Source organism: Sporosarcina sp. P34 (assembly GCF_002743375.1).
Taxonomy (GTDB): domain Bacteria; phylum Bacillota; class Bacilli; order Bacillales_A; family Planococcaceae; genus Sporosarcina.
Window position 1 is genome coordinate 31353 of record NZ_PDZC01000013.1, and the last position, 16818, is coordinate 48170.

Annotated in this window: 15 protein-coding genes and 1 pseudogene; all 16 read left to right on the forward strand. The window is 41.6% G+C overall.

All coding sequences use genetic code 11. The features are described from left to right. Window positions 1-276 precede the first annotated feature (276 nt). The 16 genes and pseudogenes from CSV63_RS14850 to CSV63_RS14925 all read left to right on the forward strand — a co-directional run bounded on the left by CSV63_RS14850 (window position 277) and on the right by CSV63_RS14925 (window position 16387). The gene (locus CSV63_RS14850) at window positions 277-1323 is read left to right on the forward strand and encodes an S-layer homology domain-containing protein (RefSeq protein ID WP_158233975.1); all 1047 of its coding nucleotides are present in this window, start codon (window positions 277-279) and stop codon (window positions 1321-1323) included. Window positions 1324-1482: 159 nt separating this feature from the next. Continuing rightward, window positions 1483-1686: a hypothetical protein gene (locus CSV63_RS14855; RefSeq protein WP_099696508.1), complete on the forward strand. Its 204-nt coding sequence runs from the start codon at window positions 1483-1485 to the stop codon at window positions 1684-1686. Between the two features lie 24 nt (window positions 1687-1710). Then, window positions 1711-2778, forward strand: coding sequence for an NAD(P)H-dependent flavin oxidoreductase (locus CSV63_RS14860; RefSeq protein WP_099696509.1), 1068 nt, complete (start codon window positions 1711-1713; stop codon window positions 2776-2778). A gap of 13 nt (window positions 2779-2791) precedes the next feature. After that, window positions 2792-3142 (forward strand): DUF2200 domain-containing protein, encoded by a 351-nt coding sequence (locus CSV63_RS14865; RefSeq protein WP_099696510.1) that lies wholly within the window; start codon window positions 2792-2794, stop codon window positions 3140-3142. A 188-nt stretch (window positions 3143-3330) separates the two neighbouring features. Beyond that, window positions 3331-4197 (forward strand): 4-(cytidine 5'-diphospho)-2-C-methyl-D-erythritol kinase, encoded by an 867-nt coding sequence (ispE, locus tag CSV63_RS14870; RefSeq protein ID WP_099696511.1) that lies wholly within the window; start codon window positions 3331-3333, stop codon window positions 4195-4197. A gap of 58 nt (window positions 4198-4255) precedes the next feature. Next, on the forward strand, window positions 4256-5098 hold the full coding sequence (gene purR / locus CSV63_RS14875) for a pur operon repressor (protein WP_099696512.1): 843 nt from the start codon (window positions 4256-4258) through the stop codon (window positions 5096-5098). Beyond that, a complete protein-coding gene (locus CSV63_RS14880; RefSeq protein ID WP_099696513.1) occupies window positions 5086-5460 on the forward strand; it encodes a RidA family protein in 375 nt (124 codons plus the stop codon). Before purR ends, CSV63_RS14880 begins: the two co-directional genes overlap by 13 nt. A 253-nt stretch (window positions 5461-5713) precedes the next feature. Continuing rightward, window positions 5714-6001 (forward strand): septation regulator SpoVG, encoded by a 288-nt coding sequence (spoVG, locus tag CSV63_RS14885; protein WP_099632522.1) that lies wholly within the window; start codon window positions 5714-5716, stop codon window positions 5999-6001. A 370-nt stretch (window positions 6002-6371) separates the two neighbouring features. Further along, the gene (gene glmU / locus CSV63_RS14890) at window positions 6372-7730 is read left to right on the forward strand and encodes a bifunctional UDP-N-acetylglucosamine diphosphorylase/glucosamine-1-phosphate N-acetyltransferase GlmU (protein ID WP_099696514.1); all 1359 of its coding nucleotides are present in this window, start codon (window positions 6372-6374) and stop codon (window positions 7728-7730) included. Window positions 7731-7757: 27 nt separating this feature from the next. Beyond that, window positions 7758-8717: a ribose-phosphate diphosphokinase gene (locus CSV63_RS14895; RefSeq protein WP_099696515.1), complete on the forward strand. Its 960-nt coding sequence runs from the start codon at window positions 7758-7760 to the stop codon at window positions 8715-8717. 81 nt (window positions 8718-8798) lie between these two features. Further along, window positions 8799-9428, forward strand: a complete 630-nt coding sequence (locus CSV63_RS14900; RefSeq protein ID WP_099696516.1) for a 50S ribosomal protein L25/general stress protein Ctc — start codon at window positions 8799-8801, stop codon at window positions 9426-9428. An 82-nt stretch (window positions 9429-9510) separates the two neighbouring features. After that, window positions 9511-10077 (forward strand): aminoacyl-tRNA hydrolase, encoded by a 567-nt coding sequence (gene pth / locus CSV63_RS14905; RefSeq protein ID WP_099696517.1) that lies wholly within the window; start codon window positions 9511-9513, stop codon window positions 10075-10077. A 53-nt stretch (window positions 10078-10130) separates the two neighbouring features. Next, entirely contained in the window at window positions 10131-10349 is a 219-nt protein-coding gene (locus CSV63_RS14910; protein ID WP_099676532.1) for an anti-sigma-F factor Fin, read from the forward strand. A 101-nt stretch (window positions 10350-10450) separates the two neighbouring features. Then, a pseudogene (gene mfd / locus CSV63_RS14915) lies at window positions 10451-13985 on the forward strand (transcription-repair coupling factor). Between the two features lie 83 nt (window positions 13986-14068). Next, entirely contained in the window at window positions 14069-14605 is a 537-nt protein-coding gene (spoVT, locus tag CSV63_RS14920; protein ID WP_099696518.1) for a stage V sporulation protein T, read from the forward strand. A gap of 576 nt (window positions 14606-15181) precedes the next feature. Beyond that, a complete protein-coding gene (locus CSV63_RS14925) occupies window positions 15182-16387 on the forward strand; it encodes an NAD(P)-dependent malic enzyme (protein WP_099696519.1) in 1206 nt (401 codons plus the stop codon). Window positions 16388-16818: the final 431 nt, after the last annotated feature.

Below are 16818 nucleotides of genomic sequence, written 5' to 3' on the forward strand. Positions count from 1 at the left end.
AATAAGATATTATACTCAACTCCTTTTTTAGTGTTGTGTAGCGCAACACATGATGAAAAGTTTATTCTGACTACGAAATTCGTTGGTGATAGATGTGTACTGTTAAGCCTTTTAGAAAATAGAACAACGCCAAGGTATATAGACAAATTATGAGTTTGCATGTAGCGAATTTGGTACATTTGTGTAGTAAAACAACGTCTTTTAACGTATTCAACTTTTCTCTTATTGAACGTGATATAGTCATTACATCTTATGGCGAAAAGGGGATCAACACGTATGAAGAAAGTTTTTGCAATAATTCTAGTACTCATTTTAATGTTTTCAGTAGCTCCCAAAACACAGGCTTCCACTAAGATATTTACGGATGTACCGAAAAATCATCCGAATTATACTGCAATTATGTATTTATTGGAAAACAAAGTGATTGAACCTAGTGCGCGCTTTGGGTTGAATGACAAAGTGTCACGTGAAGAAGTAGCGGTCATGGTGGCTAAAGCTACGGGGCTTGATGGGAAGAAAACGAAGACGAAGTTTAAGGATATTCCTTCTAGCAGATATTCCTCCGGCTATATCAATTCCGCGGTGAAGGCGGGAATTATTAATGGCTATCCAGACGGTACTTTCAAACCTACGCAAAAGGTAACGCGTGGACATATGGCCGCTTTTATTGCGAATGCATTTAAACTGACGAAAGAAAAAGATATTCGATTTAAAGACGTATCGAAGGGTTCTACTGCTTATAATGCAGTGCGTAAACTGGCTTTTGAAAATATCACCTCAGGCTATCCAGACGGTACATTTAAACCAAATGAAACACTAACCCGGTCTCATATTGCTGCTTTCGTAGCAAGAGCCATGGATCCTGCATTCCGACCTGCACCGCCAGTCATGGTGACAAGAGGAATTCACTTTGGAATGGACCCGGCTCAAGTGATGAGTGTTGAATCGAAGTCACCGGCAATATTGCTTTCTAATTTACGTGAGGGGAATAAACGATTATTGATCTATCGAACTACAAAGTATAATTACTATACAGATTTGATTTACTACTTCGAAAACAACAAATTGCAGTTCATAACCTATGACTTTATGGAGGGCGAGGAGCATTACCATACTTCAGATGAAATGTTTGCGATGTACAATGAATTAAACGAGCACGCGCAACGTGAATTTGGAGTGGATCATTATTCTGATACTGACAATGAAACCACATTTAATTCAGGATGGGAAAAGACCGGTTATGTCGTGATATTGACAGTGAACGATGATAATGTAAGTACAGCGGCGAATTTAGTGTACTTACCGAATTCGATGATAAAGTAACAATTAAATGAGTAGAGTTGCGGAGTGAAGTAGCTTTGCAACTTTTTTTATTACTAAGAGTGATAGTAGGAACATCAATTTTCTATAATGTACGATATGATGAAGTGAATATTCATTATACATACTAGGATTCACAGAGTCATTGTAGGAGGAGAAAGTGTGAAGAAAGGAAATATATGTCGTGCACTATTCGCCGGTGTCTTTGTCGGTATCATAAGTTTGATCAAGGAGTTGTTTTTTCCAGCTTTGAATTCGTTTTTATCGATTGGACTTATGGGCGTGACGGCTTTCATCGGTTATTGGTTGGGAAATAAAATAGTAATGAGACGTGAAAAAGAGAAAAGCGGTAAAACTACTACATAATCTTTCGGGGGGGAGTTAGTAAAGATGTGGAATAAAAACGATGTAACCAAAATACTTGGAATTACATACCCAATCATTCAAGCGGGAATGGCTGGCGGTACGACCACGCCTGAATTAATAGCTGCTGTTTCCAATGCAGGTGGTCTGGGTACGCTTGGGGCAGGCTATATGCAGGCAGAAGATATGCGAGAAGCGATAAAGAAGATAAAGGCATTAACGGATCAGCCTTTCGGTGTCAATTTGTTTATTCCCGAGACGTCAGATGTATCCGCAGATAAGATTAAAAAGGCCAATGAATTATTACGACCTTATCGTGAAGAGTTACACGTAGCCGAGCCGGAAGTAAAGCAAACATCTAGCGCAAACTTCGATAAACAAGTAGAAGTCCTAATAGAGGAGAAGATAGCGGTTTGCAGTTTCACATTCGGTGTGCCATCTAAAGAGAATATTCAAAGATTAAAAGAAGAGAACATCGTCGTTATGGGGACTGCCACAACTGTGAAAGAAGCTATGATCAATGAGGAATACGGAGTTGATATGGTTGTGGTGCAAGGAAGCGAGGCGGGGGGGCATCGTGGTACATTTTCAGGAAGCTTCGGTGATTCCATGATCGGAACGATGTCGCTTGTTCCTCAAGCAGTGGACCATGTACAGATTCCAGTTATTGCTGCGGGAGGAATTATGGACGGAAGAGGTGTCTTAGCAGCTCTTACACTAGGAGCGCAAGCGGTTCAAATGGGAACTGCCTTTGTGACGGTCATTGAAAGCGGTGCGAAAATACAACATATTGATGCCATTCTCCAAAGTACGGAAGACCAAACCGTTGTCACATCAGTATTTAGTGGTAAACCAGCAAGAGGTATTCAAAATGCCTTTATCCGTGACATAAAACCTTACGAAGAAGAACTACCAGATTATCCTATAATGAACACATTGACAGCAGAGATTCGTAATGAAGCTGCCAGGCAAAATCGTACCGAATGGATTCATCTTTGGAGCGGACAGTCACCTCGCTTAAGTACAAGACGAAATGTGGCAGATTTGCTGTCGCACATCATTTTACAAGTAGAAACCATTCTAAGTAACAGATGATAGGAGAGTAACGATGACTACACATAAAATGTATACAATGAGTTTTGCCAAAGTGTACCCGCTCTATATTAACAAAGCAGAGAAAAAAAGACGTACAAAACTGGAGGTCGATGAAGTCATTCGTTGGTTGACAGGGTACAACCAGGAAGAGTTGGAAGTACAGTTGGAAAAACAGACAGACTTCAAAACGTTCTTTGCGGAGGCTCCTAAGTTAAATTCTTCACGGACGCTAATCAAAGGTGTTATATGTGGGATTAGAGTGGAAGAAATGGAAGAATCAACGATGAAAGAAATACGTTATTTAGATAAACTGATTGATGAGTTGGCAAAGGGAAAAGCGATGGATAAAATCTTGCGTAAATAACGAATTATATGTGAAGCGTGCAAAAGTAACTGTAGGAATCGTCTACTACAGAACTGTGGTACGACATTTCACGTGACAAAGAGACCTGCAAAGCTTTTGCAAGTCTTTTTTATTTAATCCTCTTATGTTCTATTCATTCTGTGGTAATATATGAGCAGGAACAATGCAGTGGGGAGGGAGCTTTTATCATGATTTACGAAAAGGCGCCTGCGAAAATCAACTTAACATTAGATGTGTTAAGTAAACGGCCGGATGGCTATCATGATGTCGAGATGATTATGACAACGGTTGATTTAGCCGATCGTATCTGGCTATGTCCTACGACGGATCATGCGATTACAATTAAGTCATCTCATCGATTTGTGCCAAATGATCGCAAAAACTTGGCGTACCAAGCAGCAGATTTATTACGCAAACGCTATTGCTTGGATTATGGAGTTGAAATTACTCTGGATAAAAACATTCCGATTGCAGCGGGGCTAGCTGGCGGTAGTTCAGATGCAGCCGCGACACTTCGTGGATTAAACCGTCTATGGGAACTAGGCTTGACTTTAGACGAATTAGCAACCCTAGGTGCGGAAATTGGATCAGATGTATCATTTTGCGTGTACGGTGGCACTGCAATTGCGAGAGGGCGAGGAGAAGACATTACACATCTACCTGCTCCACCTAACTGCTGGGTCGTGCTGGCGAAACCAACCATCGGTGTATCGACCGGAAATATCTACGGTCAGTTGAACTTGTCTTCTATCGTACATCCGCAAACGGACCGTATGATAGAAGCGTTGCAAGAAAGTGATTATGACAAGATGTGCGCATCACTAGGGAATGTACTGGAGCCTGTAACGATGAGTCTTCATGAAGAAGTTGTCACACTCAAAGGACAAATGGAGCGTTTTGGTGCGGATGCGGTTTTAATGAGCGGTAGTGGCCCAACGGTATTTGGGCTGGTGAAACATGAATCGCGTGTACCGAAAATTGTCAATGCGTTGAAAGGGTTTTGTCAGGACGTACATGCCGTGCGTATGCTTGGAGAACCTATTGTAGTTGATTAATGCCGGACGATTATGATAACCTACTTATAAAACATTCGGGTTTAGGAGTCGGTATTATATGAAATGGAAAAGAAGTGAAAGGCTTGTCGATATGACACGTCATTTGCTGGAGAATCCGCACACACTCATTTCTTTGACGTTTTTTTCGAACCGGTATTCAGCGGCCAAGTCCTCAATTAGTGAAGATCTTGGTATTTTGAAAGAGACATTTGAAGAGAGTAGCACGGGTCGTTTAGTGACGATTTCAGGTGCTGCTGGCGGTATTAAATATATTCCGTTAGCCGGCCGTGAGGAGACAAAGGAAGTTATTCATTCATTAATGAATGAACTACGAAAATCGGATCGATTACTTCCTGGCGGTTATTTGTATATGACTGACTTATTGGGAAATCCCCGGTTTCTTGATCGAATCGGTAAGGTAATTGCGACAGCTTTCTTTGATAGAGAAATTGATGCAATCATGACAGTCGCAACAAAAGGTATTCCGATTGCCCACGCGATAGCACGTCATTTAAACGTGCCTGTCATCGTGGTTAGACGGGACAGCAAAGTGACGGAAGGTCCTACCGTCAGCATTAATTACGTATCTGGTTCTGCCCGCAGAATCCAAACAATGGTGCTGTCAAAGAGAAGTATGCAGAGCGGTCAAAAAGTATTGTTAACAGACGACTTTATGAAAGTGGGCGGTACCATGCAAGGCATGAAAAGCCTACTGGAGGAATTCAACTGCGAACTTGGCGGTGTAGCAGTCTTAGTAGAGGCCGAACATCTTGAGGAAGTACTGGTAGACGATTATCTTTCATTAGTGAAATTACATGCAGTGGATGAGAAGCGCCGTAAGATTGAGTTGGAAGAAGGGAATTATTTCACGAGAGGCGGGAATGAATTATGGAGTATGTAAAAACGGAAAATGCACCACAGGCGATTGGACCTTATTCACAAGCAGTAAAAGTGAACGGGGTAGTGTACACGTCAGGACAGATTCCTTTGACGCTTACTGGTGAAGTAGTAAGTGGCGGAATAGAGGCGCAGACAAACCAAGTTCTTCAAAACTTGGGTAAAGTACTTGAGGAAGCGAGGTCAAGTTTACAACAAGTCATTAAAACCACAGTATTTATACAAGATATGAATGAATTTGGAGCACTAAATGCCATTTATGAAGAACACTTCGGAGAGCATAAACCGGCCCGCTCGACAGTGGAAGTGGCCCGTCTTCCCAAAGATGTACGAGTAGAAATCGAAGCGATTGCAATTTGTAAGTAATTGAATGTGATACCCGCCCTGACAGAGTCTAGATCAGGGCGGGTTTTTCTCGTTAGCAAAAAAATAGTAGGTAGAAAGTAGCTAAAAGTGTATAGGAATATACGAGTTTTAAAAATTCACAAAAGATTCTATTTTCATTCGAGGTAAAAAATAGTATTATAGAATCAGCACCAGTATTATGGTTAACAAAGTAATCATACCAACTAACCTAGAATACGTTTAGTGTGAAAATGACAACAAGGGAGTGGGGAAAATGGAAATCACAGATGTGAGATTACGCAAGGTAGACACAGAAGGTAGGATGAGAGCAATTGCTTCCATTACGCTTAACGATCAATTTGTCATCCATGATATCCGAGTCATTGAGGGGAATGACGGATTATTTGTGGCCATGCCGAGCAAACGCACACCGGATGGGGAGTTCCGCGATGTGGCGCATCCGATTAATTCAGATGCACGAACAAAAGTACAGGAGTCCATCCTGGCAGCTTATCATCAAGTAGACGAACAGCAAGGGGAATTGCAAGAGGCTGTTCTATAATTTCATAATGTTTGGGAAAGCGTTTCCATACTTCACATTCATAAAAAGGCCATCTATTCGATGGCCTTTTTATCGTCTTGAAATAGAAGTGGAGAAGCTGGCAGTGGGATAGAGAAGGGAATCAGACTGATCGGTTGAGACGGAGCTTCCATCCCCATGAACTCTTAAATTCCCACCACTCCCAATTGTCTGCATTTGAACGCTCTATCTATATTTACCTACCACTATTATTTCTATACCAATATAATCGCAAAAAGATCAACAATCATAAAATAAAGTTATGCAATTGTCAAGGGGATATGCTTGAAAAAAACAGTCATTTCCGATATAGTCAATTATGAATTTATCAAACAAGGATGGAGGCTGACAGATGACAAATACATATGCGATCGTCCTAGCAGCAGGACAGGGCACGCGAATGAAGTCGGATCTTTATAAAGTGCTTCATCCAGTCTGTGGCAAACCGATGGTAGAGCACGTGATCGACCACATTCGCGAGCTCAACTCGGATCGGATTGTCACGATCGTCGGTCATGGCGCCGAGGTGGTAGAGCAGACGCTGGGTAACAAAAGCGAATATGCGCTACAGACACAACAGTTGGGCACAGCACATGCCGTGCAACAAGCTGAGAGGGTACTTGCGGATCTTGAAGGTACTACGCTCGTCGTCTGTGGTGATACACCGTTAATCAGTACCGAGACAATGGCAGCACTTCTTGCACACCACCATGAAACGGAAGCGAAGGCGACCATACTTACTGCAATAGCAGATGATCCAACGGGTTATGGCCGTATCATTCGTGCGGAGAACGGTGACGTAATGCGAAACGTAGAACATAAAGACACGAATGACGAAGAGCGTCTCGTTAAGGAAATTAATACAGGCACTTACTGCTTCGACAATCGCGTGTTATTCGATACACTGAAAAAAGTGAATAACGAAAATGCGCAAGGAGAGTATTATCTTCCAGATGTATTGGGGATTTTAAAATCTGAAGGACAGCGAATTTCAGCCTATACGACGCCGAATTTCCATGAAACGCTGGGTGTCAATGACCGTGTAGCGCTGGCACAAGCAGAAAGAAATATGCGTCAATTGATTGCGGAGAAGCATATGCGCAACGGCGTTACAATTATTAGTCCTGATCAGACAGTAATTAGTGCGGAGGCTGAAATTGGACGTGATACTATCATCCAACCTGGTGTACTCATTGAGGGCGCCACGAAAATTGGATCACAATGTGTCATTGGTCCGAACAGTCACATCCAAAACAGTACAGTGGGTGACAACACGACGATTCATTCATCAGTTGTTCGTGATAGTACAGTTGGAAGTCAGACAGCAGTCGGTCCATTTGCGCACTTGCGTCCAGAAACACAGCTCGGTGACTATGTAAAAGTAGGCAATTTTGTTGAGGTGAAAAAGTCTCAGCTTGGTGACGCTAGTAAAGTTTCCCACCTTAGTTATATAGGGGATACAGAAATAGGTAAGAATGTTAATGTTGGCTGTGGTACGATTACAGTTAATTACGATGGTAAAAACAAGCACAAAACAGAGATAGAAGACAATGCCTTTATTGGCTGCAATGCCAACTTGGTCGCACCGGTCACGATAGGAAAGAATGCGATTGTGGCAGCGGGGTCCACAGTCACAAAAAATGTCCCGGAAAATTCACTTGCAATTGGACGTGTTCGGCAAGAGAATAAAGAAGGATACGTAAAAAACTAATCTTACCCAACCAACAGGAGGGCCATCATGGCAAATCAATATCCAAACAACAAACTGAAAATCTTTTCTTTAACTGCGAATGAACCACTTGCTAAAGAAGTAGCAGATCAAGTCGGGCTTCCGCTCGGCAAGCTCTCAGTCAAACGTTTTAGTGACGGGGAAGTTCAGATCAACATCGATGAAAGCATCCGTGGCTGTGAAGTGTTTGTCATTCAATCCACTTCTAATCCGGTTAACGACAACTTAATGGAACTTCTCATAATGCTAGATGCCTTAATGCGTGCATCTGCACGTACGATTAACGTGGTCATGCCTTATTATGGATATGCACGCCAAGACCGTAAAGCGAGTTCACGTGAACCTATAACGGCTAAACTAGTTGCAAACTTACTAGAAAAAGCAGGCGCTGACCGTGTAATCGCGGTAGACCTACATGCACCACAAATTCAAGGGTTCTTCGATATTCCAATTGATCACTTGATTGCAGAACCCATCCTAACGGAGTACTTCCAGAGTCAAGGATTAGCGAGCGATGATCTTGTTATCGTTTCACCTGACCATGGCGGTGTGACGCGTGCACGTAAAATGGCAGATCGTATGAAGGCACCTATTGCGATAATTGATAAGCGTCGTCCGCGTCCAAATGTAGCGGAAGTGATGAATATCGTTGGCAATGTAGAAGGAAAAACGGCTATTCTAATTGATGATATTATTGATACAGCCGGTACTATAACAATTGCCGCGAGCGCCCTAATTGAAAGTGGAGCAAAAGAAGTGTATGCTTGTTGTTCACATCCTGTTTTGTCAGGACCAGCAATTGAACGCATCAATAATTCTCAAATCAAGCAATTAGTCATTACGAATTCTATTAAATTGCCGGAAAGTAAACAATCTCCAAAAATTAAACAGCTGTCGATTGCGCCATTGTTAGCATCTGCAATCATTCGTGTGTTTGAGAACAAGTCTGTAAGTACACTATTTGAGTAATAATAAGTTAACTGATATCTTCTGATATTGAATATCCAAAGATGTGAAAAAAACTTTTTAATAGGATAGGGGACTATACAAATGAGTACAATTAAGTCGAACTTAAGACAAACTGACAAGAAGACAGTAAGCGAATTAAGAAAAAGCGGATGGATTCCTTCCGTAGTATATGGTTATAAAACAGAAAGCACGCCAATCGCAGTAAAAGAACGAGATCTTCTAGACACACTTCGTGAAACAGGAAGAAACGGTGTAATCAAATTGACTGTTGACGACAAAGATGTAAATGTTGTCTTAAACGATTATCAGTCTGACGTATTAACTGGTTTCCTTACGCACGCTGACTTCTTGGCGATCAATATGACAGAAGAGCTTGAAGTAGACGTAGCGATTAACCTTGTTGGAGACGCGCCAGGTGAAAAGGCAGGCGGTACCATTCAACAACCGGTATGGGAAGTTACAATTCGCGTAAAGCCATCTGACATTCCTGAACATATCGATGTAGACGTTTCAGAACTTGAAATTGGCGAAACAATTCTTGTTGGCGATATTCGCGACAAAGTGAAGTTTGAAATCGTGACTGAAGACGAAGTGGGATTAGTAACTATTTCCGCTCCACGTACTGAAGAAGAATTAGAAGCACTAGACGAAGCAACTGAAAGCACTGAAGCTGAGCCGGAAGTAATTGGCGAAGATAAAGAAGAGAAATAAGTTACAAAATGGGCGCACGTGTTTGAATCGTGCGCTCCTTTTCTATGTATATATATATCATTTAGAAAAGGAAGAGAAGAACATGAAATTACTAATCGGTCTCGGAAATCCCGGGAAAAAATATGAAAACACGCGGCATAATATTGGTTTTCAAGTCATTGACGAATTGGCTGAACGTTGGCAAGCTCCACCATTCCAGCAAAAGTTCAATGGGCAATTTACAACTGTCCATACGACTGAAGGTAAAACGATATTATTAAAACCGATGACCTACATGAACTTGTCTGGAGAATGCGTCCGACCTCTAGCAGATTATTTTGAAGTGAATGATAACGAGATCGTTGTGTTATACGATGACTTAGATTTACCAGCGGGAAAGATCCGACTTCGTCAAAAAGGAAGTGCAGGCGGTCACAATGGTATGAAATCACTCATTGCACATTTAGGTACATCTGAATTCAACCGCATTCGTATAGGCGTCGATCGTCCTACTGGCGGTATGAAGGTCGCTGACTATGTACTATCTCCTTTTAGCAAGGACGAGCAACCGTTGATTGAAGACGCGATACAAAAGAGTGCAGATGCCTGTGAAGAATGGACAACGAAAAAGAAACCATTTCTTGAAGTGATGAATAAATTTAACGGATAAGCATAATACATTAATTCTTTGCCTATACTTTGAAAAAGGAAGGTGAAGAGAATATGATCCGTTATTCTTGCAATCACTGTCATACGGAGATCGGCTCCATTCCATTCGAATCGGCAAAGGATACGCTAAGTCAAATAGACGATGCAGATAAAAGTACATTTTTGTCCGTAGATCGGGATGGTGGTCTGCATATACGATGTATTTGTGAACACTGTGAGCAATCATTGCAGACGTTCCCGGATTATTACACCTTAAAAAAATGGTTACAATAAGTAACAGATGCTTTGGCGCTGATAGCCAAAGCTTTTTGTGCATAAAGCATTCTGTTCAATAGATAGATACACTTAGTCAATAGATAAGGAGGAGTAGTTGAGTGGGAGTAATAGAACAGCTTTTTCTAGAAGAGAAAGAGATTCAAGGCTTGCTGAACGATCTGGAAGATGGGCGGGATCAGCAGTTAATCACAGGTCTTGCAGGTGGATCCAAAGCGATTTTCTTTAAATTGATTCAGCAATCATTGACACGCCCTGTCTTAATTGTTTCACCAAATATGCTTCAAGCACAGCGAACGTATGAAGACTTAAGCAAATTGGTTGATGATGAACATATTCACTTATATACGGCAGAAGAACTTGTTGCCGCTGACTTTTCATTTGCAAGTTATGAATTACGTGCTGGCAGGATTGATACATTGGATCACATGGCGCGTGTAGGTAGTGGTATTTATATCACACCTGTTGCAGGTTTGCGCAAATTGTTGCCCTCAAAGAAACGGTGGTTGACACACTACGTCACAGCTTCAACGGACGAAGAGATTGATATAGGTGTCTGGCTAGAGAACTTAGTAGCTATGGGCTATATACGAAAAGACCTGGTGAGTGCACCGGGTGAATTTGCGTTACGCGGTGGAATATTGGATATTTATCCGCTCACAATGGCAGAACCTGTTCGTATTGAGTTATTCGATACGACAATTGATTCCATTCGTACATTTTCCGCAGAAGATCAACGTTCAACTGGAAAATTAGAATCTATTACGTTATTGCCAGCGACAGAATTTATCTGGACGCCTGAAGAATTACAGCAAGTTTCGCAAAAAGTGGAGCAAGCGCTTGGTGAAAGCTTGACCAAAATCAAAAGTGAAGAATTACAGCAGCAATTATTGATGACCATCATGCAAGATATCAGCATGATGAAAGACGGGATAGTGCCAGACACAATAAAGAAATATGCTTCATTTTCTTCTGGTGCTAATACCATGTTAACGGACTACTTTCCCGCTAATGGTGTCATAATATTTGACGAATTGGGGAGAATACAAGAGTCTGTAGCTACATTGGAGTCGGAGGAGCAAGAATACCAGCTAGCGATGCTCGAAGATGGAAAAATGTTGCATGACACGAAGCTGGCGTGGAAATACGAGCAAGTACTTGAAAATGTTAAACAGCAGCAACTCTACTTATCTTTGTTTACACGCTCAGTACCTGGCTTCACTATTAAGAAGTCTATTTCAATTTCTTGTAAGCCAATGCAACAGTTTCATGGTCAAATGCCTTTATTGAAAAGTGAGATTGAGCGTTGGCGACTGGGGAACTATAATGTGTTTCTCTTGGCTTCGTCAACCGAGAGAATGAAGACAATCCAAGATATTTTACGAGAGTATGATATAGAAGCAGCGATAGACGGCAAGCCGAGTAAAGACGGTGTGTTATCCATTATAGAAGGGGATTTATCAGTAGGCTTTGAATTACCGTTCCAGAAACTTGCTGTCATTACAGACGCGGAATTGTTTACTGGCAAACCAAAACGCAAAGCACGTCCCCCTAAACTAACGAATGCTGAACGGATCAAAAGCTATTCAGAGATCAAGCCAGGCGACCATATCGTCCACGTTCATCATGGTATTGGAAAATATTATGGCGTCGTTACATTGGATGTTAAAGGGATCCAGAAAGATTACCTAGATATTCGTTATCGCGGTGAAGATAAGCTTTTCGTGCCCGCGGATCAAATTGATTTGATTCAAAAGTACGTTGCTACTGGAGAGAAAGAGCCAAAGCTACATAAACTTGGCGGCACGGATTGGGTAAAAACTAAACGTAAAGTAACAGCGGCTATTCAGGATATTGCGGATGATTTGATCAAATTATATGCCAGACGAGAAGCGGAAAAAGGTTTTGCCTTCAGTGAAGATGATGACTTGCAACGTTCATTCGAAAATGCTTTTCCTTACGAAGAGACGCAGGACCAGTTACAATCCATAGAGGAAATTAAGAAAGATATGGAACGTATACGACCTATGGATCGATTATTATGCGGTGACGTAGGGTATGGGAAAACAGAAGTCGCAATCCGTGCAGCTTTTAAGGCGGTCACGAACGGTAAACAAGTGGCGTTCTTAGTGCCGACTACGATATTGGCACAGCAACATTACGAGACGATGAAAGAGCGTTTCGCAGATTATCCTGTGACGGTTTCATTATTGAATCGTTTTCGTACTAAGAAAGAGCAGGACGAAACGATCAAAGGGTTGAAAGCGGGGACTGTTGACGTTGTCATCGGTACACATCGCTTATTGTCGAAGGACGTAGTCTATCAGGATCTTGGGCTTCTCGTAGTTGATGAAGAGCAACGTTTTGGTGTGACGCATAAAGAAAAATTGAAGCAATTGAAAAATAACGTAGATGTACTGACATTAACTGCAACACCGATCCCGAGGACTTTGCATATGTCGATGGTCGGGGTGCGCGATTTATCCGTAATCGAAACACCGCCGGCCAATCGTTTCCCTGTCCAAACATATGTCATGGAGCACAATGGGGGCACTCGTTCGTGAGGCGATTGAACGGGAGATGGGGCGTGGCGGCCAGGTTTTCTATTTATATAATCGTGTAGAAGATATGGATCGCAAAGCTCAGGAAATTCGTGACTTGGTACCTGAAGCGCGAATCGCCTCTGCTCATGGTAAGATGGGGGAGGCCGCCCTCGAAGCGGTAATATTAAGTTTTCTCCAAGGGGAATTTGACGTGCTTGTTACAACGACCATTATTGAAACCGGAATCGATATTCCGAACGTCAATACGTTGATTGTGCATGATGCAGATCGCATGGGACTTTCACAGCTTTATCAATTACGTGGCCGGGTCGGTCGTTCCAATCGCGTGGCATATAGTTATATGCTCTATCAGCGCGATAAAGTGCTTACGGAAGTTGCGGAAAATCGCTTACAGGCAATCAAAGAGTTCACTGAGCTCGGTTCGGGGTTTAAAATTGCTATGCGTGATCTATCTATTCGGGGAGCAGGTAATTTACTTGGTTCACAACAACATGGATTCATTGACTCTGTTGGTTTCGATTTGTATTCGCAATTACTACAAGAAGCGATTGAAGAAAGACAGACAGGTGTCGTGAAAGAAGACAAGGCGGATGTCGAAATTTCCTTGCCGATCAATGCATATCTCCCTGAGTCATACATCCAAGATGGTTATCAAAAAATCCAAATGTATAAACGTGTTAAAGCAATTACAGGCGATAAGGATTATCTAGAGCTTGTTGACGAAATGATCGACCGTTTCGGTGATATGCCATTCGAAGCCGACTTATTGCTCCGCGTTGGACGTATGAAAGCGTGGGGGCGTGATGCTGGCGTGGTATCCATTAAAAATGTACAAGGGATAGTGGAGATCCGCTTGTCAGCAGAGGGAACAGCCCGTGCTGACGGTGCAAAACTGATGGAACATTCATTGAAGTTTGGTCATGCGGTTGGACTGACGATTGACAATGGACAAATAACCGTAACCGTGAACGAAAAAAAATCTAATCAGTTTACGGAATTCGACATGGTAGAAGATATGGTACACATAATGCAAGAAACAGCAAAGGAAGTAGAATCTACAGATGCCTTGTAACACCTCGATTGCATAAAATGACCAATGTTGATGCATACTATTCTCAGAAATACATTTAATTTCGAGAAAGTGAGGCATTATACATGAAAGCAACGGGTATTGTCCGCAGGATTGATGACTTGGGAAGAGTAGTTATACCAAAAGAAATTAGAAGGACGCTTCGCATTCGTGAGGGGGACCCTTTGGAGATATTCACTGATCGAGAAGGGGAAGTCATTTTAAAGAAGTATTCACCTATTTCAGAGCTTGGCGAATTTGCGGCAGAATATGCAGAATCACTTTACGAAACAATTGGTACACCTACACTAATCAGTGATCGTGATGAGATGCTTGCGGTAGCAGGTCTTGCAAAAAAGGATTATATGAACAGACAGTTAGCCCCGATATGCGAAGAAATCCTGAACGGCCGATCTACTGTCACGGAAAAGCATGAGAAGACGGTAGAATGGGTGCCAGGTCAAGTAGAGCAGATTAAGTCTTATTGTATTGTACCAATCATTACAAATGGCGATGCAATCGGTGCGGTCTATTTGCTATCAAAAGTTCATTTTGTCGGAGAGGTCGAGCAAAAAGCGGCAGAAACAGCAGCCAACTTCCTGTCAAAACAGATGGAAAGCTAAACGAATTTAATATAAATATTAAGTTTTTATTTAAAACTCACACTAGATGAATCTAGTGTGAGTTTTTTTGAAGTGTAATTTACTAAAAATTAAATTGTGCATCTAATTATCAGAGTCATGACATGTAAAGGGACATTTTTTAACCTATTAATTGGTAGGTAGGCAATGATTTATCTTACATATAATTCCTAACTTGGTTCGTATGACATAAAATACAAGTCGCTATATTTCAACACATTAAAAGTGAAATCTTTCACATACTACATTCAGACACCGCTTTTTAGCATCACTTTTCTATACGTGAAGCTTTTCACAAAAGCCTTTAGTGAAAGGCTTCACAAGGCATAAATTGAAAAGTGAAAGGTTTCACATACTACGAAAAGGCATAAAAGTCAAAACTTTTTTCGGAATTTTTTTAAGTCCTGAAAAACCCGAGGCAAAAGCAATGTAACCGCTTACGAATTTTCAATTTTTGGAGTTAATAAAAAATTGATGCTTGTAATTACTTCGCATTTGCGCTTATAATCACTACCAACACGAATGAACAATAAAAAACCAGACAGGGAGAGCGATATTATGAACAGGAAATACAAATCTTCTTTACACATGCATCAAATTCACAATGGAAAAATGGAAGTGGTTTCGAAAGTTCCACTAGAGAATAAAGAGGATTTGAGTTTGGCGTACTCACCGGGAGTTGCTGAACCCTGTGTAGAAATTGCTCATGATCCATCACTTGCATATGACTATACAATCAAAGGGAACTTGGTTGCAGTTGTAACAGATGGAACGGCTGTTCTAGGTCTCGGAGATATCGGCCCTGAAGCAGCTTTGCCGGTAATGGAAGGGAAAGCTCTATTGCTGAAGCAATTCGCAGGGGTTGACGCATTCCCAATTTGTCTGGATACAAAAGATGTAGATGAAATTGTCAATATCGTAAAAGCTTTGAGCCCGACATTTGGCGCTGTAAACCTTGAAGATATTTCGGCTCCACGTTGTTTCGAAATTGAACGTAGATTGCGTGAAGAATGTAATATTCCAATCTTCCATGATGATCAGCATGGAACGGCAATTGTAGTAGGTGCGGGTTTACTTAATGCATTAAAAGTAGTAGGAAAAGAAAAAGAAGATGTAAAAATTGTTTTAAATGGCGCAGGTGCCGCTGGAGTTGCAATTACGAAACTATTGTTGAATATGGGCTTCAAAAACATTATTATGTGCGATTCCAAAGGGATTATTTTTGAAGGTCGTGAGAATGCGATGAATGACATTAAGCATGAAATGTCACGCATCACAAACCTCGAAAAAATAGAGGGTTCATTAGAGGCTGCAATGGAGGGTGCTGACGTATTTGTTGGTGTATCTGTTGCGAACTTGCTGACGAAGGAATTGATAGCGCTAATGAATACAGATCCTATCGTATTCGGACTGGCAAATCCAATGCCCGAGTTAAAGCCCGAATTGGCAGATGAGTATGGCGTACGTATTATTGCGACAGGCCGTTCCGATTATCCTAACCAGGTCAACAATGTCTTGGCATTCCCTGGTATCTTCCGTGGAGCACTAGATGTTAGAGCAACTGAGATCAATGAAGAGATGAAACTTGCAGCAACATATGCGATTGCTGATTTGATCAAAGATGAGGACCTACGTGATGATTACATCATTCCGGATCCATTTGATGATCGTATTCCTACAATTGTTGCACACGCAGTAGGAAAGGCAGCGATGCGTACAGGTGTATCTGTTGCGAAGGAAATGGTTTTGCCTACACCCAGATGAAGATGAATAGAGACCCGTCTTTCCTATCACGTATAGGGAAGACGTTTTTTAATTTGTGAAGTGAGTGGTTGAGGCGGACGGGGGCGTTGTTTGACGTTCTGGTTGGACTGTTGGTTATTGGCCTACAGACTAGAAACAAGTGCAAGGTAGATGTGCTCATAAATTCTTGCAAGCGCTCATAGATCATGGTTAAGCGTCCTATACTGTGCAAATACCGCTCTATCCACCTTCAAAAGCGCTCTATCATAATCTGTAATCGATCATACTTATTTGGTAACCGCTCTAAGCATCTATGAACTTATTCGATCCCGACTGTAAACGTGTAATTACATGTCAAAAAATTAGGAAGTACCCATAATGTAGTCCCAGATTACCCGTAGTTTGTAGTGGATACCTAGACTAGTCCCCAACTATCTATATTTATCCCACAG

Coding starts and splice junctions, on each gene's coding strand:
- CSV63_RS14850 (WP_158233975.1), top strand. CDS start 277: ATGAAGAAAGTTTTTGCAATAATTCTAGTACTCATTTTAATGTTTTCA.
- CSV63_RS14860 (WP_099696509.1), top strand. CDS start 1,711: ATGTGGAATAAAAACGATGTAACCAAAATACTTGGAATTACATACCCA.
- CSV63_RS14865 (WP_099696510.1), top strand. CDS start 2,792: ATGACTACACATAAAATGTATACAATGAGTTTTGCCAAAGTGTACCCG.
- ispE (WP_099696511.1), top strand. CDS start 3,331: ATGATTTACGAAAAGGCGCCTGCGAAAATCAACTTAACATTAGATGTG.
- purR (WP_099696512.1), top strand. CDS start 4,256: ATGAAATGGAAAAGAAGTGAAAGGCTTGTCGATATGACACGTCATTTG.
- CSV63_RS14880 (WP_099696513.1), top strand. CDS start 5,086: ATGGAGTATGTAAAAACGGAAAATGCACCACAGGCGATTGGACCTTAT.
- spoVG (WP_099632522.1), top strand. CDS start 5,714: ATGGAAATCACAGATGTGAGATTACGCAAGGTAGACACAGAAGGTAGG.
- glmU (WP_099696514.1), top strand. CDS start 6,372: ATGACAAATACATATGCGATCGTCCTAGCAGCAGGACAGGGCACGCGA.
- CSV63_RS14895 (WP_099696515.1), top strand. CDS start 7,758: ATGGCAAATCAATATCCAAACAACAAACTGAAAATCTTTTCTTTAACT.
- CSV63_RS14900 (WP_099696516.1), top strand. CDS start 8,799: ATGAGTACAATTAAGTCGAACTTAAGACAAACTGACAAGAAGACAGTA.
- pth (WP_099696517.1), top strand. CDS start 9,511: ATGAAATTACTAATCGGTCTCGGAAATCCCGGGAAAAAATATGAAAAC.
- CSV63_RS14910 (WP_099676532.1), top strand. CDS start 10,131: ATGATCCGTTATTCTTGCAATCACTGTCATACGGAGATCGGCTCCATT.
- spoVT (WP_099696518.1), top strand. CDS start 14,069: ATGAAAGCAACGGGTATTGTCCGCAGGATTGATGACTTGGGAAGAGTA.
- CSV63_RS14925 (WP_099696519.1), top strand. CDS start 15,182: ATGAACAGGAAATACAAATCTTCTTTACACATGCATCAAATTCACAAT.